This window comes from Sulfitobacter sp. JL08, assembly GCF_003352045.1.
Taxonomy (GTDB): domain Bacteria; phylum Pseudomonadota; class Alphaproteobacteria; order Rhodobacterales; family Rhodobacteraceae; genus JL08.
Genome location: NZ_CP025815.1, coordinates 2,518,483 through 2,539,807, shown reverse-complemented (window position 1 = coordinate 2,539,807; position 21,325 = coordinate 2,518,483). Strand labels below are relative to the sequence as shown.

The following is a 21,325-nucleotide window of genomic DNA, read 5'->3' as shown; positions in this document are numbered from 1 at the left end:
TTTCCAGCCGGTCACGACCTTGTGGCGCGCATGGAACGTAAATCATCCATGGACTCTTTCGGGGCAACGGCGCTGATCCTTTTTGCGCTGTTGCTGGCGTTCAATCAGGTTGTCATCAAAGTGTCGGGCGGCGGCTTTGGCCCGGTGTTTCAGGCCGGGTTACGCTCTGCCGGGGCGGTGGTCGTGCTGCTGGTCTGGATGCGGCTCAAAGGCGTGGCGCTGGTGATGCCGCGCGGTGTCAGCCGCTGGGGGCTGTTGTCGGGCCTGGCGTTTACGTTTGAATTCATCTGCCTGTTCACCGCGCTTGATTTCACATCCGTTTCGCGGGCATCGGTGATTTTCTATTCGATGCCGGTGTGGCTGGCCATTGCCGCGCATCTGTTTCTGCCCGGAGAGCGTTTGACGCCGCTGCGGGTGGTCGGGCTGGCGCTGGCCATGGCTGGAGTGATCTGGGCGCTGTCCAACCGAGACGGCGCCGATGTCAGCTGGCAGGGCGATCTGGCGGCGCTGGGGGCGGCCCTTGGCTGGACCAGTATCGCGCTGATGGTGCGGGCGACAAAGCTGAACACGGTCAAGCCCGAGGTGCAGTTGCTGTGGCAGGTTGCCGTGTCCGCGCCGATCCTTTTGCTGCTGGCCTATGCCTCGGGCGATCTGGTGCGGGATCTGCAGATGATCCACCTGGCCGGACTGGCGTTCCAGATCGTTTGCGTGGCCAGTCTGGGGTTCCTGTTCTGGTTCTGGCTGCTGACGCTTTATCCGGCGGCGTCCGTGGCCTCGTTCAGCTTTCTGTCGCCGGTGTTTTCGGTCATTCTGGGCTGGGTCCTGTTGAACGAGGCTGTCGGTCTGGAAATCTGGGGCGCGCTGGTACTGGTGGCGGCGGGGATTTACCTGATCAACCGGCGTTGACCGTTGCGGTCGTTGCCCTTCAAGTATTTTTGAAAAGATGAAGATCAGGTGCCGCAGAACGTCGCCGGCACGATTTCCGTTTCCAGCGGCGGGCGGGCCAGATCGGCAACAGCGGGATTGTCGTCATAGGGTGTGGCCAGCGCAGACAGCAGACGGTGGAAGGGGGCCATATCGCCGGCAACGGCAGCTTCGATCATTTGCTCGATCCGGTGATTGCGCGGGATCAGCGCCGGGTTGGTGGCGCGCATCAGCGCTGGCGCATCTGGTTCCGAGGCAAGGCGCGCCTGCCAGTCGCTGTGCCATGCATCATATGAGGTTGGATCGGTGAACTGCGCGCGCGCAGTGCCATCGGCCAGTGCGCGGAACGTGTTGGTGAAATCGGCCTGTTCTTGGGCCATGCGGGTCAGCAGATCCGAAATCAGGGCCATGTCATCCTCTTGCGCCTGTGCCAGCCCGATCTTGCGGCCAAAAAGGCGCAGCCAGTGCCCGCGGATCAGCGCGGGAGTGGCATGTATGATTGCTGTTGCCTCCTCAACCGCGGCGTCGCGATCCGGCATGATCTGGATCAGCGCAGTGGCCAGTTGCGCCAGGTTCCAGACGATGATGTCGGGCTGATTGGCATAGGCATAGCGCCCCTGACGGTCGATTGAACTGAACACCGTGTCGGGGTGATAGGTATCCAGAAAGGCACAGGGGCCATAATCGATGGTTTCCCCTGATATGGCGCAATTGTCGGTGTTCATGACACCGTGGATAAACCCGACGGACATCCATTTGGCGACCAGTGCCGCCTGCGCATCGCGCACCGCAGTCAAGAGGCCCATCGGGCCGTCCGCGGCGGGGTAGTGGCGGGCAATGGCATAATCGGTCAGCTGTTGCAGGCTGCGCGTGTCGCTGCGCGCGGCGAACACCTGAAACGTGCCGACACGCAAATGGCTGGCCGCCACGCGGGTCAGCACGGCGCCGGGCAGCGCACCTTCACGATAGACCGGCTCTCCGGTGGCGACGGCGGCCAGCGCACGGGTGGTGGGGATACCAAGTGCGTGCATCGCTTCGGATACGACATATTCGCGCAGCACCGGCCCCAGCCATGCGCGCCCGTCACCCGAGCGCGAATAGGGCGTCGGGCCGGAGCCTTTGAGCTGGATATCGCGGCGCTGGCCATCGGTGCCGACGACTTCGCCCAGCAGAACCGCGCGCCCGTCGCCCAGTTGCGGGTTGTAATGGCCAAACTGGTGGCCGGAGTAAAGCTGGGCAATGGGGGCAGAGCCATCAGGCAGGTGATTACCGGAAAACACCTGCGCCAACTCGTCCTGACCGGCATCAGGCAGGCCCAGCAGCTCTGCCAGACCCTCGTTATAAGCCAGAAGCTGGGGCGCCCTGACCGGGGTCGGTTTCTGGGACGAAAAGAACACCGGCGGCAAGGCGGCATAGGTGTTATCAAAGGGAATGTGCATGCTCATGACCCGTAATCTAAGCGCAATCGCCCCGATTGCTAGAGCTTGCGCGTCATCAGGGCATACCGGTCGCGCAGCGCAAAGCCCGCGCGGGCATAGAGCCTGCGCGCCGACTGGTTTTGTGTATCGACCTCAAGATGGATGGCCTTCATGCCGACCTCGGCCAGCGATCGTGGCAGGGTCTGCAACACCTCGGCGGCAATGCCGCGGCCCCGCACGCCGGGGCGAACATAGATTTCATCAATGAAACCATCCATGCCGCCAAATTCCACAGACCAGCCGAATGTGACGATCACATAACCAATGGGTGCACGTGGCGGACCGATCAGATAAATCGCGCCGTGCGGGATACCATCCAGCAGAGGGGCGATAGCGGCGCGCCTTTTTTCGGCGTTCATCACAATGCCTTCCTCGGCATGGAAGGCGGCAACCAGCGCATCGACCTGTTCGATATGGCCCGGTTTTGCCAGATGCAGCGCCGCGCTCATAACCGGGCCAGACGGTCTGTCAGCAGATCAAAGAACCCGTCAGCATCGACATGTCCGATAAACAGCGCATTGGCGGGCCGGTCGGTGACGCCCCACCAGTCGGCCACAGTCATGCCCAGCGTCAGTTCGGACCCTGTTTCGACCTCGACATTGATGTGGCGGCCTGAAAACAGATCGGGACGGATCAGATAGGCGGTCACGCAGGGATCGTGCAGGGGCGCGCCCTCCGAACCGTATTTAGCTTTGTCGAACCGTTCGAAAAAATCGGTCATCTGCGCCACGGCGGTGCCGACGGGCGTGCCAAGGGCGCGAAACGCATCGTTGCGCGCGCGGGTGACAAGCGCCTGATGTGTCACATCCAACGGCATGACGGTTATCGGAACGCCGGATTTGAACACGATATCAGCCGCCTGCGGGTCGACGTAAATGTTGAACTCCGCCGCCGGTGTAATATTGCCGACTGCAAAGTAGGCACCGCCCATCAGGATGATCTCTTGCACGCGCGGGATGATATCGGGTGCTTTTTCAAAGGCGGTGGCAATATTGGTCAGCGGCCCAAGCGGACACAGGGTGATTGTTCCCGCCGGTTCGCGGCGCAGGGTGTCAATGATGTAATCAACGCCGTGCCTGTCCTGAAGCGGCATCGACGGATCGGGCAGGTCAGGCCCGTTCAGGCCGGTTTCGCCGTGCACATGTTCTGCGGTGACAAGGGCGCGGCCCATCGGGCGGTCGCGTCCGGCGAAGACGGGTACATCGGGGCGCGCTGCCAGTTCGCACACGATACGGGCGTTCTTGGCCGTCAGCGCCAGCGGCACGTTGCCTGCAACGGCGGTGATGCCCAACACCTCAATCTCGTCCGGGCTGGCCAGCGCCAGCAGGATCGCAACGGCGTCATCCTGTCCGGGGTCTGTGTCGATGATGATCTTGCGTGGGGGCATGTCGCGGCCTTCATTCCGGGTTTGGCGCGGACATTCGCAACTCGTCGTGCTGATGTCCATGCCCCGATTTTCAGTCGGCGGACATGCCCTTGCGCTCGTCCGCCTTGACCGCGTCCCAAAGCGCATCCATTTCGGACAGATCACTGTCTTGCGGGCGTTTGCCTTGCGCGGCCAGCCGCGCCTCGACCCCGGCAAAGCGGCGGATGAATTTGGCGTTGGCGCGGCGCAGGGCCGCTTCGGGGTCGATCTTCATGTGCCGTGCCAGATTGGCCATGACAAACAGCAGATCACCGAATTCCTCTTCGGTTTCATCCGTGCTGTGGGTTTCGTATGCCTCGGTCAGTTCACGGGCCTCTTCGATGATCTTGTCCAGCACCTGATCTGTCGATGGCCAGTCAAATCCGACGCGGGCGGCGCGTTTTTGCAGTTTATAGGCGCGCAACAACGCAGGCAGGCCCACCGCGACCCCGTCCAGCGCACCGCCCTGATCCTTGCCCGCGCGTTCTGCCGCCTTGATCTTTTCCCAGTCGGCGGTTTGCTGATCCGCGGATTTGTCGCGGGTTTCGTCGCCGAAAACATGCGGATGACGGGCCACCATCTTGTCGGCAATGGCGCGCACGACGCTGTCAAAACTGAAATGCCCCGCTTCCTGCCCCATCTGGGTGTGATAGACGGTTTGCAGCAGCAAATCGCCCAATTCGCCCTCAAGTTCGGCCCAGTCGGCCCGTTCGATCGCATCGGCCACCTCATAGGCTTCTTCGATCGTGTAGGGCGCGATGCTGGCGAAATCCTGTTCAATGTCCCAGGGGCATCCGGATTGAGGATCGCGCAGGCGGCGCATGATTTCCAGCAAACGCTCCATTCCGCCATCGGGATCGTGAATCAACGTGTCATCGGGCATTGCGGCTGTGTCCTTTTGGGTGTCAGATGGACTGTGAAATCAAACCGCCCAAGGAGTCCACCCCATGCCCGTTGTCAACCGTATCGCTGATTTCAGCGCAGATATGACCGCGTGGCGGCGTCACCTGCATACGATCCCGGAACTGGGGCTGGAATGTCACCAGACGGCGGCGTTTGTGGCCGACCGGTTGCGCGAATTCGGTGTCGACGAACTGCATGAAGGGATCGCGACAACCGGTATCGTGGCCATCATCAACGGGCAGGGTGCAGGCCCGACCATCGGCTTGCGCGCCGATATGGATGCGTTGCCGATCACCGAAGAAACCGGCGTTGACTATGCCAGCACCCATCCGGGGAAAATGCATGCCTGCGGCCACGACGGTCATACCGCGATGCTGCTGGGCGCGGCCAAATACCTGTCCGAAACCCGCAATTTCGCGGGGCGTGTCGCCTTGCTGTTTCAGCCGGCCGAAGAATTCGGCGGCGGTGGCGAAGTGATGGTGCAAGAAGGCGTGATGGACCGGTTCGACATCGGCGAGGTTTACGCCCTGCACAATGCGCCGGGCAAGGATTTCGGCAATTTCTTTACCACGCGCGGCGCGATCATGGCGGCGGCGGACACGTTTCACATCACCGTGACGGGCAGGGGCGGGCATGCCGCGCGCCCGCAAGATTGTGTTGATCCGGTGGTGGCGGCGGTGGCCATCGTGCAGGCGTTGCAAACCATCGTCAGCCGCAACCACAAGACCGCAAACGAATTGGTGATTTCGGTAACGCAGATCCACACCGGCACAACCGATAATGTGATCCCCGAAACCGCCTATATCAACGGCACGGTGCGCACCTTTGACAAAGAGGTTCAGGCGATGGTGGTCAAGCGCATGGAAGAGATCGTCGCCGGGCACGCCGCCAGTTTTGGCGTGACGGCGGAACTGGATTTCGAGTTCGGCTATCCGCCCACGATCAACGATGCGCGCAAGGCGGATTTCGCGGCCGAGATTGCCCGTGACGTGGCCGGAGACACCAATGTAGACGCCGCGTTTGAACCGGTCATGGGGGCCGAGGATTTTTCCTATATGCTCGAAGCGCGCCCCGGTGCGTATCTGATGCTGGGGCAGGGTGATGGCGCAGGCGTGCACCATCCCAAATACAACTTCAATGATGAGATTGCGCCGGTGGGCGCATCGTTTTTCGCGCGGCTTGTGGAACGCGCGCAACCAGTCAAGGGGGCATAAGACATGGCTTTGTACGAGGCAAAAGAACAGGTGGATCAGGCGTTTACCCGCGATGATCTGAAAGGCAACAGCTTTGAAAACGCGTTTGGCGGGGCCACATCGTTTCTGCGGCGCAAATATTCCAAGGATTTGCGCGGTGTTGATGTGGCGGTGACGGGCGTGCCGTTCGATCAGGCGGTGACAAACCGCACCGGCACCCGTTTCGGCCCTCGCGCCATCCGCGAGGCCAGCACGTTGCAACCGTATGATCCGCCCTATGGCTGGCCCTTTGATCCGATGCAGGACATGGCCATCGTGGATTATGGTGATCTGGCCTTTGATTATGCCCGCGTGTCCGAGTTTCCGGCCACGCTGACCGCACATATCAAAACCATTCTTCAGGCTGGCGCCGCATCGCTGACGCTGGGCGGGGACCACTATATCAGTTTCCCGATCCTCAAGGCCTATGCCGAAAAATACGGCCCGATCTCTTTGCTGCAGTTCGATGCCCATTCCGATACATGGCCCGATGACGATATGGACCGGATTGATCACGGCACGATGTTCTACAAGGCGGTCAAGATGGGTCTGGTCGATCCGGCGCGTTCGGTTCAGGTAGGCATTCGCACCACCAACCCCGACCCGTTGGGCGTGCACACGATCGATGCGCGCGAAGTGCATGAAAAAGGCCCCGTGGCCGCCGCAAAAAAGATCAGGGATATTCTGGGCGATCACCCGACCTATCTGACCTTTGATATTGACGGGCTTGATCCGGCCTTTGCGCCGGGTACGGGAACGCCGGTTTGGGGCGGGCTGTCATCAGGACAGGCCGCGATCATCCTGCGTGATATCGCCGGTATCAACATCGTTGGCGGTGATATCGTCGAAGTGTCGCCCGCCTATGACACAACAGGGGCCACCGCAGTGGCGGGCGCGCATGTGGCGACGGAAATCCTGTGCCTGCTGGGGTATAACACCCACGGCAAGGGTAAATAGGACGGCGCAAGGGGTTATGCGGATGGCAACGCTTGGATGGGTCATTCTGGCCCTAGCCGTGGCCGGACTGGCCTATATCCGGTTCGGCCCGACAGATACGGACCGCTGGCATCGCCCGATCGAGGCGCAAAGCAATCAGGATGTGCCCGGTGGGGCGGTCCGCATTGTTCAGGTCGGCCCGGATTCGCTGCCCCGCGTAGATCAGGAAATGCGTGCCTTGCCGCGCACAAAGGTGATTGCCGGATCGGTTGAAGAAGGGCGTATAACCTATGAAACACGCTCACTTATCTTCGGATTTCCAGATTATACGACGGTGGAACAGGCGGGGAACACGTTAAAAATGTATGCGCGGTTGCGGTTCGGTACGTCAGATATGGGCGTCAACCGCAACCGACTGGAGCGGGTTTTGCGGGCGCTCCAACTCTGACGACAGGCATCCCTGCTGCACTTCGCGCCACATCGGCACGTTCAGCGACATCTGGCATTGCGCCATGAACATCCGGCCATCGACCTGAAGGCAGATCGTCTGTCCCAATTCGATGCGGCTGCCGGATGTGTCGGTGCAATAACATTCCACGGTTTTGCCCCCCGGACCGGTGACATCGGCCATGGCAGGCGCCGCGATCAGGAAAATTAGGCTACACAGTCGGATCATGGCGGTATATTAGCACGCTCTGCCACTTGACCAAAGCCTTTTGATAATGGACACCGCGCCGATGGTTCCCGAAGAACGCCTTGAACAGATCACCCAGCGGTTTCAGTTTCTTGAGGCCAAGATGGCCGATGGCGCACATTCCGGTGATATTGCCGCGTTGGCCAAGGAATATTCCGATCTGCGCCCCGTCGTGGCCCAGATCGAGGCGTACCGCCGGATCCTGCGTGATATGGAGGATGCCCGCGCCATGCTGGCCGATCCCGATATGAAGGCGCTGGCCGAAGAGGAACTACCGGCGTTAAAGGCCAAACTGCCCGAGGCCGAGGCAGCCTTGCAACTGGCGCTGTTGCCCAAGGACGAGGCTGACGCACGCCCCGCCATGGTGGAAATCCGCCCCGGAACCGGCGGCGACGAAGCGGCGCTGTTTGCCGGTGATCTGCTGCGGATGTATCAGCGCTATGCCGAAGCGCGCGGCTGGAAATTCGAGATCATCGAGGAACAGCTGACCGAACTGGGCGGCGTCAAGGAAGTGGTCGCGCATGTGAAGGGTGAAAACGTCTTTGCCCGTCTGAAATACGAAAGCGGCGTGCACCGCGTGCAGCGGGTGCCTACCACCGAAAGCGGCGGGCGCATTCACACCTCAGCGGCAACGGTGGCCGTGCTGCCCGAAGCGGTGGATGTAGACATCACCGTTGATCCCAACGACCTTCGGATTGATACGATGCGCTCTTCCGGGGCGGGGGGACAGCACGTGAACACCACCGATTCCGCGGTGCGCATCACCCATCTGCCCAGCGGAATTGTCGTCACGTCTTCGGAAAAATCACAGCACCGCAACCGCGAGATCGCGATGCAGGTGCTGAAAACCCGGCTTTACGATCTGGAACGCCAGCGCGTCGACAGTGAGCGCAGCGCATCCCGCGCCGCGCAGGTGGGCAGTGGTGACCGCTCGGAACGGATCAGAACCTATAATTTTCCGCAGGGGCGGATGACAGATCACCGGATCAACCTGACGCTTTACAAGCTGGATGCGGTGATGGCCGGTGATCTGGACGAAGTGATCGATGCGCTGCAGGCCGACGATCAGGCCCGCCAGTTGGCCGAGTTGGGAACGTGACCGCCGCCGAGGCCCTGATGACTGCGACAGCGCGCCTGCGGGCCGCAGGAGTGGACGATCCGGCGCGGGATGCGCGGGTGTTGCTGGCCCATGCCGCGCGCATTGATGCGACCCGCGTAACCCTGATCGCACCAGAAGATCTGGCACCCGATATCGAAGACCGGTTTGAACATCTGGTGTCTTTGCGCGCAATCCGCGTACCAGTGTCGCATCTGGTGGGAGAGCGCGCATTTTACGGGCGCCGGTTCAAGATCAGCCGCGATGTACTGGACCCGCGCCCCGAAACCGAAACCCTGATCGAAGCGGCGCTGGCCGTGCCCTTTCGTTCCGTGCTTGATCTGGGCACCGGATCAGGCTGCATTCTGGTGACATTGCTGGCGGAACAACCCGATGCGCAGGGTGTCGGTGTCGATGTCAGTGCGGCGGCCTGTTTGCAGGCCAGCGCCAATGCGGTGCTGCATCAGAACAGCGATCGCACTGACATCCGCCAGTCGGACTGGTTTGAAAACGTAAAGGGGCGGTTTGATCTGATCGTGTCGAACCCGCCCTATCTGGCGGCGGACGAAATGCAGGACGTTGCGCCGGAACTGCGCGAACATGAACCCCGCCTTGCGCTGACGGACGAATCAGACGGGCTAAGCGCCTATCGCATCATCGCAGCGCAGGCGCAGGATCATCTGACGCCACGGGGCCGTGTTCTGGTTGAAATCGGCTGGCAGCAGGGTGCCGAGGTCAAAGCGATCTTTGAGTCCTGCGGCTGGACGGATGTCGCTGTTTTGTCCGATCTGGACGGGCGCGACCGGGTCATTTTGGCCCATTGGGCCTGATTTCGCCGGATTTGGCGCGGGATTACCGCCTATTCTGTGCTTTTTTCGCCAAATTCGATGCATTCGGGTCAGTTAGCCCTTGTCTGGACGTCCCGTACATGTTTACTCAAAGGTGTTGCTTCGGTGGATGCCTTTGGCGGTCCCGTGCAATACTAAGCCCAACATGTCGCAGGCCCGGAAATGACAAGAGCGCACGAGGCGCAAAACGGGTGCAAAGACAGCGAGAATAAGGCTCTTGCAGAGTTAATGAGATCTTCAAAATCCCGTTCGCGGTCGAAATCGAACCGTAACAGACCCCAAAATTCAGGCGGAAACGTTGTAAACCGTGTGTTCGACAGTTCCGGCCCCGAAGGTAAAGTGCGCGGTACGCCGCAGCAGATCATCGACAAATACAACCAGTTGGCACGTGATGCGCAGCTGGGCAACGATCGCGTGGCGACCGAAAATTTCCAGCAACACGCCGAACATTACCTGCGGATGCTGGGCGAAGCGATGCGTGAAATGGAACAGCGCCGCGAGGAGCAGGAACGCCAGAACCGTGAACGTCAGGCCGAACGCGACCGTGAACGCGCCGACCGTGATGCCCAGCAGGCGGCACAGCCCCAGCAGCAACAGGCGCCACGGCAGGATTCGTCTGACGAACCCGCCGCGCAGACTTCACCGACATCGCCGATGATGCCGCCAATGCCGGTTGATACGTCCGATGCAGATCGCTCCGACAATGGTGACAGCGGGCTGGTTGAAACACCGGAAAGCAAACCAGCCAAACCCCGCGCGCGGCGCAAGCCCAAGCCAAAGGCCCAGGGCGACGCACCGGAAGCGGCAGAGTAACGGCTAGGCCTGCTTTAACACGCGGGCCAGCGCACAAAACTGTTCAAGCGAGATTTGTTCCGCCCGATCCGTCGGTTTTATTCCGGCGGATACCAGTTTGCCCTCTATATCGGCCCCGTACCCTTTCAGCGCCGAGCGCAGCATTTTGCGGCGCTGGTTGAATGCTGCGGCCACAACCCGCGACAGCACGTCGGGATCGGCTGGATAGCGGGGCGCGGGCAGGGCGGTCAGGTGCACCACGGCGCTGGATACTTTTGGCGGTGGCGTAAACGCGCCGGGTGGCAGCGACATCACAATACGCGCGTCGCAGCGCCATTGCGCCAGCAACGCCAGACGCCCATAAGCCTTTGACCCGGGCGTGGCGACAATACGTTCTGCCACCTCACGCTGGAACATCAGCGTCAGGCTTTGCCAGAAGGGCGGCCAGTCATGTGGTGTCAGCCAGCGGATCAGCAATTCCGTGCCCACGTTATAGGGCAGGTTGGCAATGATCCGGATCGGCGGTGTCAGATGGTCCAGCGGATCAATATCCAGCGCGTCGCCCTGAAGAATGTGCAGTCGGCCCGGATAGGCGGCGGCGATCTGTTCCAGCGCGGGCAGGCAGCGGCTGTCTTTTTCGATGGCCAGAACGCGGCGCGCACCCGATGCCAGCAGGCCGCGGGTCAACCCACCCGGACCGGGCCCGATTTCCAGCACATCACAGCCCGACAGATCGCCCGCCTGGCGCGCGATCTTTGATGTCAGGTTCAGATCCAGCAGAAAATTCTGCCCCAGCGATTTGCGCGCCTTAAGATCATGGGCGGCAATCACGTCGCGCAGGGGGGGCAGAGCATCAATCATGCGCTGCCGGCCATCCGCGCGGCGCAGCGCAATGCCTCGATCAGGCTGGTTGGGTTGGCGATGCCCTGTCCCGCGATATCGAAGGCTGTGCCGTGATCGGGCGAAGTGCGGATAAACGGCAGGCCCAGCGTGACATTCACCCCGCGATCGAAATCCAGTGTCTTGATCGGGATCAGCGCCTGATCGTGATACATGCAGATTGCCACGTCATAGCGCGCGCGCGCCGCTGCGTGAAACAGGGTGTCGGCGGGATGCGGGCCGCTGATGGACAGGCCAGTCGCGGCCATTTCACGGATCAGAGGAGTGATCCAGTCCAGTTCCTCGCTCCCCATAGCGCCGCCTTCACCGGCGTGCGGGTTCAGCCCCGCAACGGCGATCCGCGGTGCCGGCAGGCCAAAATGCTGCGATAGTCCGGTTGCTGTGATGTCGATGGTTTCGCGCAGCAGGTCCGGCGTCAGGGATTTGGGCACGTCGGCCAGCGCGATGTGGATGGTCACGGGCACGACCCGCAGTTGATCACTGGCCAGCATCATGACCGCACGGTCTGTTCCGCCCAGTGCCGCCAGATATTCGGTATGTCCCGGATAGGCGAACTGCGCCCCATCCTGAAGCGCCTTTTTGTGGATCGGGGCGGTGCACAGGGCCGCCGCCTGTCCTGACCGCACAAGATCTACACCCCGCGCTATGACATCAATGACACTTTGGGCGTTTTCGGGCGCGGGTACGCCGGCTGGCGCAGGCGCGGCAAATCGGTGTTCAAGAACCGGCATCGTGGTCTGTTGCGACGCCATTACCTGATCTGGTGCGGATATCGCATGCCATTCTGCACCCGCGGGCAAATGCGCCGGATCACCGATCCAGAAAAACGGCACCTCATGCCCGATGGCCTGCCAGGCTTTCAGCGCGATTTCCGGGCCGATGCCGGACGGCTCCCCACAGCTGAGCGCAACAGGTGCGCGCAGGGCATGCGTCATTTTTCGATGATCCGCGCGTCAGACATCAACTGATCCAGATAGGCATCCGAAAACGCATTGATCCGCTGCGAACGTAACGACGCCGCAACATCTTCGCGGGTTTCATCTTCGCTGATTGCTGTCGTGCGCCCGCAGAGCATCAGAAAAACCAGTGTCTGGCCATTTGCGCGCGTCAGGGCGGTTGAAACTTCGCCGTCATCCAGTTTGGCCAGTTCCATAGCGATATCGCTGGGTATTTGTGCCGGTGGCAGGCTTTCACGGCTGAGGACCGTTTCGGGCTGGCCGAACGCCACACCATAAAGATCATCGCACACGTCGACTTGCGCCTTGATCTCTGCGGCCCGCGCCAGCGCGGGTTCAGTGCGCCCGCCCGGTATCAGATAGGTCGCATATTCAATCGCGGCAAAAGAGGCTGCCGGTGTCTGGGTTTCCTGAATGCCCCGCATCTGGAACAGGGCGATGGCATCGGGGATCGGAATGGGTGCTGTCACTTCGCCATTGCCCAGAGTCAGCAATTGCGGACGCAGCACCGGTGGCAGTGAATTCAAAGCCATCCAATCCAGTTTGCCGCCTTCATCGCGTGTGGCGGTCGCTGAATACAACCGCGCCGCGGCCGAAAATTCCTCGATTGAGGTGATTTTGGACAGGTTGTCGGCAAGTTCCTCAATCTCGGCCTCGCGGCCCGGGGGCACGGGCATGATCAGTTCCGAAATCAGCACGCGCACACCTGCCGTGCCGGTGGCCTCCAATGCGCGATCAATCTCGGCTTCGGACACTTCGACCTGTCCGCCATAGCGCAATCGCACCAGTTCGCGCCACGTGATGCCAACGGCCACAAAATCGCGGTAGGTTTCTTCCGAAACGCCCAGTTCCTTGAGCTGAGCAATAAATTCATCCTTGGTCAGATTGGCGCGACCGGCGAATTCTTCCATACCGGCGTCAATTCCGGCCTCTTCTGCGACCAGTCCGGCATCGCCGGTGGCCTGTGCTTTCAGGCGGTCTTCGATCAGGCCAAGCCGGGCTTGGGCCGCATTGTCGCCGGGGGCGTTCAGCGCGCGCAAAAACTGTTCTCTTTGTTCAAGTTCAAAGCGCGTAATGGTGTCTTCGTTCACCTTGATGACGGCTTCAAAGGGGTTTTGTGCGACGGCCGGTATCGTGCCTGACAGCATCAGCGATGTCCCGACAGCCAGCATTAACGTCAGCGAGTTTTTCATTTTGCCTGCTTCCCACATGATCGTGTGTAATTTTCTGTGCCCGTTGTTACATTAAACCCGCGCAAGGCGACGGTAAAACCGAAACTGGTCGAGGGCTCAACACTTCCCGAAGAGGTAAAGCGCCGCTGAACGGAAAGATCAACCTCAACACATTCATTTCGGTATGTCAGCGCCGCACCCGCCCGTGTCGGACCCGAGTCGACAACATCATAACGCCAGTTGGCGCTTGCCGTCCAATGGCGGCTGATCGGCACGCTGCCCGCCAGCGCCAGTTCCGAAACATCACGGTCGCGGTCCTCTTCGAAATCCTTGGCCAGCCAGACATAGCTGCCGATGAAATCAACCCTTTTCGTGCGCAGAAGCGATCGAATTTCCGCTTTCGAAAAATTCAGGTCGTCATCAAACAGGGTGCGGGCACTTAGCCTGAACCCGTTCTTGGCTTTCAGTTGCCCTGCCACCAGAAAATCCGAACGGGTTCCGGTCAGGCCCGAAGTGCGCGTAAAATCCAGATCGGCAGTCTCGCGGATGACCTGTCCGACACTCAGCCGCGCATCCCAGCCGTTTTCGTCGAACCGCGCCCAGTTTACCCCGTAGGCCCCCACCAGCCCGTTTTCGCGCCGGTCCTGCGCCGGAAAACGTGACAGGGCCAACAGGTTTCCTTCGTCAAAATCAACCCTTGTGCTTTCGTCATTCGGTACCGAATTCGATGAACTGCCGATCCACGCAACCTGAGCCAGCGGTTCCAGAAACTGCACCGCGCCACCGGGCATTGCACGGGTCATGGGATAGCGCAGCGCCAGTGCGCTTTGGGGCAGAACTTCGGTCTGGTATGATTTATAGGTGCTGTCCTGACGGATGTGGAACAGATCGACCGAAACCCCCAACCGCGCGTCCGCCCGTAGCCCGCTGGGCAGGTTCCACCCCTCAATCCAGGCCACATCGGTGCTGAGACGGGTAACATCGCGGCCATCGACCTCTAGATCGGCATCCGGCCCGTCAGTGGCCAGATCGGACGACCGGTAGTGCGAATGAAGGTTGCTTTCCACCCGAACCTCGCCGCCGATTGCGGTCGGAAAAAACCGGTAATCATAAAACACATCGCCCACCAGGGACGCTTGTGTTGAATTGCTTTCGTTTTCGCGCAGGGAATTGAAATGTGTCAGGTTCGCGGCAAAAAAGCGATCGCGCTTGGTGCGGCTGATTTCAATGAAAGACGTCAGGCGGTCGGTGTCCGAATAATCGTAATCCAGCAGATAGGCCTTGTCGCTGGTCGCCTCGATTTCAAAGGCCAGTTTGAAATCGTCCCGCAGATCGAACGCACCATCGGCAAACAGGTATCCGCGTGTTCCGCCCATTTCCAGATCATCGTTGCTTAGCGCGCCTTCTGCATAAAGATCGCCGTTGCGAAACGCCTGCCGGTAGCGAAACTGCAATGTACGGGTGCGCGACGAAACATAAGGCGTCAGCGTCAGATCCTTGTCATCCCCTATTGCGATGAAATAGGGCACTTTCACACCCGTCGAAAGCTGGGTGGTGCTTTTGACGGTCGGGATCAGAAAACCTGTCGTGCGGGTCAGTGTCGGGTCGGGCAGGCGCAGGCGCGGCACGTAAAGAACCGGAACATCCAGAATGCGAAACTGCGCCTCGTCAAAATAGAGCTGCCGTTCCGCACGGTCATGCACAACCTGCTTGGCACGGATTTGCCACAGCGGGGGCTGGCCATCGTCGCAGATCCGACACGACGTGACAGATGCCTTGTAAAGCTGGCTGTAGCGTCCGCCCGATTGCGCGATGCTGACTGCGGCAAGCTGCAATTGCTGGTTCAGCACCAGCCGTGCGCCGGTCACCAGACCATCCTGCAATGTATCATCCAGCGTCGCAGCATCTGCCAGAATGGTCTGGTTTTCACCCTGCTGGATGATGATCGGGCCGGTGATCTGCATCTTGCCCGTAGATTGATCATAGGTGATCTTGCGTGCCCGAAGCCGGATGTCGCCCTGCAGGGCCTCTACATTGCCTTCAGCAACCAGCGTGTTGTTGTTGCTGATGAAAACGCTGTCAGCGACCAGAATTGCCGGTGCGGGTTCCGCGGTTTCCTGTGCGTGAATACCCTGACCCAGACCAAACAGCAGAACAAGGATGGCAAGCAGTCTGTGCATCACCCGTCCTCCGCATGAAGCAACAGACCCAAAGCCAGAAGCGTGCCCGCAATAGGCGGCGCCCATGCTGCCAGCAGAACCGGCAATTCGCCGTTTTCGCCCAGAATAAGCGCGAAATTGCGAACAAAATACAATCCGAACCCGACCATCACAGCGGTCAGGACGGCGATGCCAGTGCCACCGAACCGTGTGTGCCGCATGGTAAAGGCCGAGGCGATCAGCACCATCGACACCAGAAACAACGGGCGCGCCAGTTCGGATTGATACCAGACCTGATGGCGGCGGCTAGAAAACCCGGCCCGTTCCAGTTGCGTGATGTAGCGGGGCAGATCCCATACCGAAATGCTGGCCCGTGTTCCCAAGGAATTGCGGATACGGTCCAGTGTCAGCGATGAGGACACGACCAGCGTGTCATGAAACTCGGCGTTCGCTTCGGGATTGGTGCCGGGAACCAGTTGCCAAAGCTTGGCCTTGCGCAGTTCCCAGTTGCCGGGTTTCAGCTGCGCACTGCTGGCTTCGACCCGGCGCACCGGATGGCCGGTTGCCGCGTTGAAGGTCAGAAACGTCACTTCATAAAGGATAAGAGCCTCGCCACTGGTGCGCGAGGCATGAATTACTGTCTGTTCCTGCGGGTCGCCCTGACGCAGCCACAGCCCCTCATCGCTGATCGAAAATGTGGCCGACCCGTCGCTTTTGTAAGCGTCTTCCAGCGAGCTGTAGTAATTCGTCGTCGCCGCGACGATCGGGTTCAGCAGGGTGACGGTCATGCCGCCGATGATCAGTGCCACGCCGACCGGCGCCATCAGCGCGCTTAAGGCAGACCGGCCCGCTGCGCGCGTCACCACCAGTTCGCTGCTGCGGGCCAGATTGATGAACAGCAATATCGTCGCAAGAATGACGATCAGCGGCAGGATTTCATTCATAGCCTGCGGGACGTTCAGCAATGTCAGTTGAACCAGTTCGGGCAGACCCACATCGGTTTGATCGCGGAATTTGCGGATTTGTTCAACGCTGTCGATCAGCACGATCAGGCAGAAAAAGATAAAGGCGAGTGCCAGAAAGCTTTTTGCGAAACGGCGCGCGAAATAGAAATGCAGGATCATGTGGCCCCCCGCAATCGCGATGGCCGCAACAGGGTTGGCCGTGCCGCAATGAACAGGAACAGCGCACTGATCAACAGACCCAGAAGGGCAGGAATGTAAAGCACCGGCCACAGATCGTCATTGCGTTCCAGCGGGCCGACAAGCGCACTGCGTACGGCCTCCAGACTGATCAGAATGGCAAGGGCAAAAGCCGCCTGACGCCACACGCCAAAGCGCGAAAACCCGCCCATCAGCAGGGTCGAAAACCCGACCAAAGCCGCCGCAATGCTGAACAGCGGCGCGGCAAACCGATCATGCATCTCGCGCGCGACCTGCGCCGGGCGCGCATTGGTTTCCGCGCTGATCTGGTCCCTCTTGCCAAACATTTCGAACGTGGTCACTTCGCGGAATGTCCGGCCGCGCGCGGTATCGCGTTGCGTCAGGGCGCTGATGTCATAGGAAAAATCGGAAAAGCTTGTTGTGGAAAGACGTTGCGTTGCGCTGACATATTGCTGTGCCATTCCATCGACCATGATCAGGTTGGTCGAGGTGCCGTTGCGCACAAGATAGGCCGCCGCCGATGTATAGGTGACTGTTTTCGATGGTTCCCTGCGATCGGACAGATAGACGTTGTTCAATCCTCCATCCGGATCGATCGACCCGATGTAAAAGGTGACGCCGCTGCTGGGGTGCAGAAACTCGCCCTCGCTCAGCAGTTTGGCGGTGACATTGCGGGTGATTTCGGCTTCGCGCAGGCCCAGTTGCTGCACCGATATGGGCACAAGCAGATGGGTCAGAAAGGACATCATGACCATGATGACCAGCCCGAAAGCGATCACCGGGCGCGCAAGGCGCCAGGGGCTGCTGCCGGTGGCCTGCATCACGGTCAGTTCGCTTTCATTGTTCAGGCGGTTGGTCACGTAAACGGTGGCTGCGAACGATGCGACAGGGATCATTTTCTCGATCAGGCTGGGCAGGGTCAGCGCCGAGAATTGCAGGAATACCATGGCTGATTGCCCGTCGCCGATCAGCTTGTCAAACAGCGATACCGCCTTGTTGATCCAGAATACGGCAACAAGAATTAGCGAAAAAAATCCGAACAATACCAGCAGTTGTGACAGGACATATCTGTCAAATTTCGACACTACGGCCCCTCCGGACGGGAACATGGAACTTGGCGGGACGTTAAAGCAAATTGATTCCGGGGAAAACTGCTATCTGGTCATATGGCCAGAGGCGCGTTACCTGTGTGTCAAAAGGATCAGGAGCAGAGCATGACCAAGGTTGTAAACATTGCCTTTGAAGAGACGGATATCGACCAGATTGCCACAGTAACCGGGCGTGTTGCGGTTGTTGTCGACCCCGCCAAACGGCTTGATATGGCGGCGCGGCGCGTCAACCGTCTGACCCGTGGCGCGCTGGCGCGTCTGGTTGAAGGCGATGCATTTTCCAAGGCCAAACCCGGTGATGTGCACAGTATGGCCTTTCCCGCCGGCATGGCCTGTGCGGCTGTCGACGTTCTGTACCTGCCGCGCCGCACGTCGATCGAGGATGCGCGCAAGGGCGGGGCGACACTGGCGCGTCAGAAAGGGTCGGCAGCACTGCTCGTGTTGGCCGGAACTGCATCAAAAGCGGCGGAAATCGCCTATGGTCTGGCGTTGCGGGCCTATGAGTTCAACGATCACAAGACCCCGAAAGACGATGACAAGCCCGCGGGTGATGTCCGCTTTATGGTGTCCAAACCGGATGAGGTAAGCGCTGCTGGCGCGCCGCTTCTGGCCGTGGCAGAAGGCGTGTTCATGACCCGCGATCTGGTGAACGAACCGGCCAATGTGCTGACCACCACGGAATTTGCCAAACGCCTTTCGGATATGTCCGATCTGGGGCTTGAGGTCGAAGTGCTGGACGAAGACCAGTTGGAACAGTTGGGCATGCGCACCTTGCTGAGTGTCGGGCAGGGGTCCGACAGCCCTTCCAAAGTTGTCGTGATGCAATGGAACGGCGGCAAGAAAGGCGACGCACCCCTTGCGCTGGTAGGCAAAGGCGTTGTGTTCGACACCGGCGGTATTTCGCTGAAACCGGCCGCAGGTATGGAAGACATGACCATGGATATGGGCGGGGCAGGTGTTGTGGCGGGCGTGATGCGCGCGCTGGCCCTGCGCAAGGCCAAGGCCAATGTCGTGGGGCTGGTCGGTCTGGTTGAAAACATGCCGTCCGGTTCGGCCACGCGCCCCGGAGATGTGATCAAATCGATGAAAGGCGACACGGTAGAAGTGATCAATACCGATGCCGAAGGCCGTCTGGTTCTGTGTGATGTCATGTGGTACGCTCAGGATCGTTTCAAACCGGCGGGCATGGTTGATCTGGCCACGCTGACAGGTGCGATCATCATCGGATTGGGCCATTTCAACGCCGGTGTGTTTTCCAATGACGATGCGTTCTGTAACGCGTTCCTCAAATCGGCTGGGGCGGAAAAAGAAGGCGCGTGGCGTATGCCGCTGGGGCAGGATTACGACGATCTGCTGAAATCGCGTATCGCCGATATGAAAAATCTGGGCGGTCGTGCTGCCGGGTCTGTCACGGCGGCGCAGTTTCTGGGCCGGTTCGTGAAGGACGGCACGCCGTGGATTCATCTGGATATTGCCGGTGTGGCGTCGGTGACGACCGAAACTGCCTATGCGCCCAAAGGCGCGACCGGTTGGGGGGTCATGGCGCTGAACCGTCTGGTGCAGGACCGGTTCGAGGCCAAGTAGCAAATGGGCGCGGTCTATTTCTATCATCTGACCCAGACCCCGCTGGAACGCACCTTGCCACAGTTGCTGGGCAAGGCGCGGCAGGCCGGTTGGCGCATCGCCGTGCGCGGCAGCGATCCTGCGCGCATGGCGTGGCTGGATCAACAGTTGTGGCTGGGAGCGGATGACAGTTTTCTGCCGCACGGGCTGGCCGGTGGCCCGCATGACGCCGAACAGCCGGTTTTGCTGGGCACCGATGCGGTTGGCGGCAACAACGCCGAATGCCTGATGGCCGTCGACGGTGCCGATGTCAACGCCGAAGATGTGCACAGGCTGGAACGGGTCTGTGTCCTGTTTGACGGCAATGATGCCACTGCGCTGAATCACGCCCGCGGACAGTGGAAGGCGCTGACAGATGCGGGATGTGCGGCGCAATACTGGTCCGAAGACGGCGGGCGCTGGGAAAAGAAAGCGGAAAAAGGCTGATCTTTCGGACGTTTTCGCGCCGGATATTCCCGGTTATTCGACCGGTGTATGATCAAAACCCGGCATGGCGCGAATGGCATCGCGCCCGCCCAGTTCCCTGATGCGCCGGGCCTGATCGGCAAAGGCCTGCGCGTTCACCTGATCGGGGTCGATGATCTTGTGCAAGGCGTTTGTCATGTCGGCCAGCACCGTTGCATGGCCCGGATCAGCCGCCAGATCAATCGTTTCGCCCGGATCGGTTTCCAGATCGAACAACTGGCTTTCATATCCGGGGTATAGCACCAGCTTCCACTGGTTCCGGCGCAGCATGAACATGCCGGTTTGCGCGCCGTAATCGTGGTATTCCGACAGGATCGCGCGGTCCGGGTCAGGCGCATCCAGCGCCGCCAGCAGGCTGCGCGCATATCGCGGGGCATCATCGGGGCGGGCGATACCGGCCAGATCAAGAACCGTCGGGTAAAGATCGATCAGGGAGACCGGCGCAGTGTGCACGCCCGGTTCTATACCCGGTCCGGTCATGATCAGGGGCACGGCCGTCGCCTCTTCGTACATCACCATCTTGGTCCAGAATCCGCGATCGCCCAGGCATTCGCCGTGATCGCTGGTGAAAATGACGGTTGTGCTCTGGTCAAGCCCGCCTTGTTCCAGCGCGGTCAGAATCTGGCCAACCATCTGATCAACAAACGAACACAGCCCGTAATACGACGCCACAGCGATCCTGCGGGTGTCATCCGTGAACGGCGCATCGAAATTGCAGGACTGTCGCAAGCCTTCCAGTATCGGGTGATCCGCACCGCTGCCCGCTGTGGCGGCACGGGGCATCGGTACCTGATCAGGGTCATAAAGATCATAGAATTCCTGCGGACAGGTCAGCGGGTAATGCGGGCGCAGAAACGACACGTAAAGCCCCCAAGGCGTGTCATGTGGTGTGGCGGCGCGCTGTCTGATCCAGTCAACCGTCTGTGCGCACACTGACCTGTCATATTGCGTATATGGGTCGTCACCGGGGCCGATATGGGTGGCAAAGCCCGAGGCATCGAACATATCCATGTCATCGCGCAACAAACCCTGAACCCAGCCAAGCCCGTTGCGCACATGCAGCGGGCGGATTTCCTCGCTAAAGCCGTTGTCATCATCGGGACTGCGAAAATGCAGCTTGCCGATTGATGATATCGTGCGGTCCGACTGGCGCAGCTTGTGATGCCAGCTGTCCGGTGCACCGTGATAGGGTTGGGCGTTGGACCAGCATCCGGTTTCATGCACGTATCGCCCTGTTGCAATGGACGCACGCGCGGGCACGCAGATGGGTGACGGGGTATAGGCGGCATCAAACCGCGCACCCCGCGCGGCAAGGCGATCCAGATGGGGCGTCTTGACCAGTGGATTGCCATAACATCCCAGAAAATCGCGGCGCAGTTCGTCTGTCATAATGACGATCACATTACCTATTGTCATCGGATGTCCTTTGGGATGGGCAGGCGGTGGAGGCATTGGATCAGCGTTGCATGG

21 protein-coding genes are annotated in these 21,325 nt (G+C 60.2%); 9 read left to right on the top strand and 12 right to left on the bottom strand.

The window, feature by feature from the left end; genetic code table 11:
• The first annotated feature begins 30 nt into the window (after positions 1-30).
• Positions 31-906, top strand: coding sequence for a DMT family transporter (locus C1J05_RS12415; protein ID WP_114870521.1), 876 nt, complete (start codon positions 31-33; stop codon positions 904-906).
• A gap of 44 nt (positions 907-950) precedes the next feature.
• Here the strand turns inward: C1J05_RS12415 and C1J05_RS12410 are convergent, their stop codons facing one another.
• The 4 genes from C1J05_RS12410 to mazG form a co-directional block, all read right to left on the bottom strand.
• The gene (locus C1J05_RS12410) at positions 951-2,369 is read right to left on the bottom strand and encodes a protein adenylyltransferase SelO (protein WP_114870520.1); all 1,419 of its coding nucleotides are present in this window, start codon (positions 2,367-2,369) and stop codon (positions 951-953) included.
• Positions 2,370-2,401: 32 nt separating this feature from the next.
• Complete coding sequence (locus C1J05_RS12405) at positions 2,402-2,851, bottom strand: GNAT family N-acetyltransferase (RefSeq protein WP_114870519.1); 450 nt, start codon at positions 2,849-2,851, stop codon at positions 2,402-2,404.
• Complete coding sequence (locus tag C1J05_RS12400; RefSeq protein ID WP_114872297.1) at positions 2,848-3,789, bottom strand: nucleoside hydrolase; 942 nt, start codon at positions 3,787-3,789, stop codon at positions 2,848-2,850. The genes C1J05_RS12405 and C1J05_RS12400 overlap by 4 nt, the downstream gene beginning before the upstream one ends.
• A gap of 70 nt (positions 3,790-3,859) precedes the next feature.
• Positions 3,860-4,690: a nucleoside triphosphate pyrophosphohydrolase gene (mazG, locus tag C1J05_RS12395; RefSeq protein ID WP_114870518.1), complete on the bottom strand. Its 831-nt coding sequence runs from the start codon at positions 4,688-4,690 to the stop codon at positions 3,860-3,862.
• 64 nt (positions 4,691-4,754) lie between these two features.
• Here mazG and C1J05_RS12390 point away from each other — a divergent pair, with 64 nt between their 5' ends.
• The 3 genes from C1J05_RS12390 to C1J05_RS12380 are packed head-to-tail and all read left to right on the top strand — an operon-like array spanning position 4,755 to position 7,326.
• Positions 4,755-5,924, top strand: coding sequence for a M20 aminoacylase family protein (locus C1J05_RS12390; protein WP_114870517.1), 1,170 nt, complete (start codon positions 4,755-4,757; stop codon positions 5,922-5,924).
• Positions 5,925-5,927: 3 nt separating this feature from the next.
• Positions 5,928-6,899: an agmatinase gene (gene speB, locus C1J05_RS12385; protein WP_114870516.1), complete on the top strand. Its 972-nt coding sequence runs from the start codon at positions 5,928-5,930 to the stop codon at positions 6,897-6,899.
• Between the two features lie 22 nt (positions 6,900-6,921).
• Entirely contained in the window at positions 6,922-7,326 is a 405-nt protein-coding gene (locus tag C1J05_RS12380; RefSeq protein WP_368073706.1) for a DUF1499 domain-containing protein, read from the top strand.
• On the opposite strand, the gene C1J05_RS12375 is transcribed toward C1J05_RS12380, so the two are convergent.
• Positions 7,267-7,554: a hypothetical protein gene (locus tag C1J05_RS12375; protein WP_114870514.1), complete on the bottom strand. Its 288-nt coding sequence runs from the start codon at positions 7,552-7,554 to the stop codon at positions 7,267-7,269. The two genes, C1J05_RS12380 and C1J05_RS12375, sit on opposite strands and share 60 nt — an antisense overlap.
• Before the next feature lie 61 nt (positions 7,555-7,615).
• Between C1J05_RS12375 and prfA the strand changes: the two genes are divergently transcribed.
• The 3 genes from prfA (at position 7,616) to C1J05_RS12360 (ending at position 10,329) form a co-directional block, all read left to right on the top strand.
• Complete coding sequence (prfA, locus tag C1J05_RS12370) at positions 7,616-8,671, top strand: peptide chain release factor 1 (protein ID WP_114872296.1); 1,056 nt, start codon at positions 7,616-7,618, stop codon at positions 8,669-8,671.
• 17 nt (positions 8,672-8,688) lie between these two features.
• Positions 8,689-9,498, top strand: coding sequence for a peptide chain release factor N(5)-glutamine methyltransferase (gene prmC, locus C1J05_RS12365; protein WP_114872295.1), 810 nt, complete (start codon positions 8,689-8,691; stop codon positions 9,496-9,498).
• Positions 9,499-9,744: 246 nt separating this feature from the next.
• Entirely contained in the window at positions 9,745-10,329 is a 585-nt protein-coding gene (locus tag C1J05_RS12360) for a DUF4167 domain-containing protein (protein WP_114870513.1), read from the top strand.
• A gap of 3 nt (positions 10,330-10,332) precedes the next feature.
• Here C1J05_RS12360 and rsmA read toward each other — a convergent pair whose 3' ends face one another.
• From rsmA to lptF, 6 genes are read right to left on the bottom strand one after another with little or no spacing between them, the layout of a single operon-like run.
• Positions 10,333-11,169 (bottom strand): 16S rRNA (adenine(1518)-N(6)/adenine(1519)-N(6))-dimethyltransferase RsmA, encoded by an 837-nt coding sequence (gene rsmA / locus C1J05_RS12355; RefSeq protein ID WP_114870512.1) that lies wholly within the window; start codon positions 11,167-11,169, stop codon positions 10,333-10,335.
• Entirely contained in the window at positions 11,166-12,143 is a 978-nt protein-coding gene (gene pdxA / locus C1J05_RS12350) for a 4-hydroxythreonine-4-phosphate dehydrogenase PdxA (protein ID WP_114870511.1), read from the bottom strand. Before pdxA ends, rsmA begins: the two co-directional genes overlap by 4 nt.
• Entirely contained in the window at positions 12,140-13,357 is a 1,218-nt protein-coding gene (locus C1J05_RS12345) for a peptidylprolyl isomerase (protein ID WP_254684593.1), read from the bottom strand. The genes pdxA and C1J05_RS12345 overlap by 4 nt, the downstream gene beginning before the upstream one ends.
• A complete protein-coding gene (locus C1J05_RS12340; RefSeq protein ID WP_114870509.1) occupies positions 13,354-15,516 on the bottom strand; it encodes an LPS-assembly protein LptD in 2,163 nt (720 codons plus the stop codon). Before C1J05_RS12340 ends, C1J05_RS12345 begins: the two co-directional genes overlap by 4 nt.
• Positions 15,516-16,619, bottom strand: a complete 1,104-nt coding sequence (gene lptG, locus C1J05_RS12335) for an LPS export ABC transporter permease LptG (protein ID WP_114870508.1) — start codon at positions 16,617-16,619, stop codon at positions 15,516-15,518. Before lptG ends, C1J05_RS12340 begins: the two co-directional genes overlap by 1 nt.
• Entirely contained in the window at positions 16,616-17,743 is a 1,128-nt protein-coding gene (lptF, locus tag C1J05_RS12330; RefSeq protein ID WP_114872294.1) for an LPS export ABC transporter permease LptF, read from the bottom strand. The genes lptG and lptF overlap by 4 nt, the downstream gene beginning before the upstream one ends.
• A 129-nt stretch (positions 17,744-17,872) precedes the next feature.
• Here lptF and C1J05_RS12325 point away from each other — a divergent pair, with 129 nt between their 5' ends.
• Both C1J05_RS12325 and C1J05_RS12320 read left to right on the top strand, forming a co-directional pair.
• Positions 17,873-19,351 carry a leucyl aminopeptidase gene (locus C1J05_RS12325; RefSeq protein ID WP_114870507.1) on the top strand — a complete coding sequence of 493 codons (1,479 nt, stop codon included), beginning with the start codon at positions 17,873-17,875 and terminating at the stop codon, positions 19,349-19,351.
• A 3-nt stretch (positions 19,352-19,354) separates the two neighbouring features.
• Complete coding sequence (locus C1J05_RS12320) at positions 19,355-19,816, top strand: DNA polymerase III subunit chi (protein ID WP_114870506.1); 462 nt, start codon at positions 19,355-19,357, stop codon at positions 19,814-19,816.
• 33 nt (positions 19,817-19,849) lie between these two features.
• Here the strand turns inward: C1J05_RS12320 and C1J05_RS12315 are convergent, their stop codons facing one another.
• Positions 19,850-21,271, bottom strand: coding sequence for a sulfatase-like hydrolase/transferase (locus C1J05_RS12315; RefSeq protein ID WP_114870505.1), 1,422 nt, complete (start codon positions 21,269-21,271; stop codon positions 19,850-19,852).
• Positions 21,272-21,325: the final 54 nt, after the last annotated feature.

Bases quoted from the DNA above. Each gene is read 5' to 3' on its own strand.
- C1J05_RS12415 (WP_114870521.1), top strand. From the start codon at position 31: ATGGAACGTAAATCATCCATGGACTCTTTCGGGGCAACGGCGCTGATC.
- C1J05_RS12410 (WP_114870520.1), bottom strand. From the start codon at position 2,369: ATGAGCATGCACATTCCCTTTGATAACACCTATGCCGCCTTGCCGCCG.
- C1J05_RS12405 (WP_114870519.1), bottom strand. From the start codon at position 2,851: ATGAGCGCGGCGCTGCATCTGGCAAAACCGGGCCATATCGAACAGGTC.
- C1J05_RS12400 (WP_114872297.1), bottom strand. From the start codon at position 3,789: ATGCCCCCACGCAAGATCATCATCGACACAGACCCCGGACAGGATGAC.
- mazG (WP_114870518.1), bottom strand. From the start codon at position 4,690: ATGCCCGATGACACGTTGATTCACGATCCCGATGGCGGAATGGAGCGT.
- C1J05_RS12390 (WP_114870517.1), top strand. From the start codon at position 4,755: ATGCCCGTTGTCAACCGTATCGCTGATTTCAGCGCAGATATGACCGCG.
- speB (WP_114870516.1), top strand. From the start codon at position 5,928: ATGGCTTTGTACGAGGCAAAAGAACAGGTGGATCAGGCGTTTACCCGC.
- C1J05_RS12380 (WP_368073706.1), top strand. From the start codon at position 6,922: ATGGCAACGCTTGGATGGGTCATTCTGGCCCTAGCCGTGGCCGGACTG.
- C1J05_RS12375 (WP_114870514.1), bottom strand. From the start codon at position 7,554: ATGATCCGACTGTGTAGCCTAATTTTCCTGATCGCGGCGCCTGCCATG.
- prfA (WP_114872296.1), top strand. From the start codon at position 7,616: ATGGTTCCCGAAGAACGCCTTGAACAGATCACCCAGCGGTTTCAGTTT.
- prmC (WP_114872295.1), top strand. From the start codon at position 8,689: ATGACTGCGACAGCGCGCCTGCGGGCCGCAGGAGTGGACGATCCGGCG.
- C1J05_RS12360 (WP_114870513.1), top strand. From the start codon at position 9,745: ATGAGATCTTCAAAATCCCGTTCGCGGTCGAAATCGAACCGTAACAGA.
- rsmA (WP_114870512.1), bottom strand. From the start codon at position 11,169: ATGATTGATGCTCTGCCCCCCCTGCGCGACGTGATTGCCGCCCATGAT.
- pdxA (WP_114870511.1), bottom strand. From the start codon at position 12,143: ATGACGCATGCCCTGCGCGCACCTGTTGCGCTCAGCTGTGGGGAGCCG.
- C1J05_RS12345 (WP_254684593.1), bottom strand. From the start codon at position 13,357: ATGAAAAACTCGCTGACGTTAATGCTGGCTGTCGGGACATCGCTGATG.
- C1J05_RS12340 (WP_114870509.1), bottom strand. From the start codon at position 15,516: ATGCACAGACTGCTTGCCATCCTTGTTCTGCTGTTTGGTCTGGGTCAG.
- lptG (WP_114870508.1), bottom strand. From the start codon at position 16,619: ATGATCCTGCATTTCTATTTCGCGCGCCGTTTCGCAAAAAGCTTTCTG.
- C1J05_RS12325 (WP_114870507.1), top strand. From the start codon at position 17,873: ATGACCAAGGTTGTAAACATTGCCTTTGAAGAGACGGATATCGACCAG.
- C1J05_RS12320 (WP_114870506.1), top strand. From the start codon at position 19,355: ATGGGCGCGGTCTATTTCTATCATCTGACCCAGACCCCGCTGGAACGC.
- C1J05_RS12315 (WP_114870505.1), bottom strand. From the start codon at position 21,271: ATGACAATAGGTAATGTGATCGTCATTATGACAGACGAACTGCGCCGC.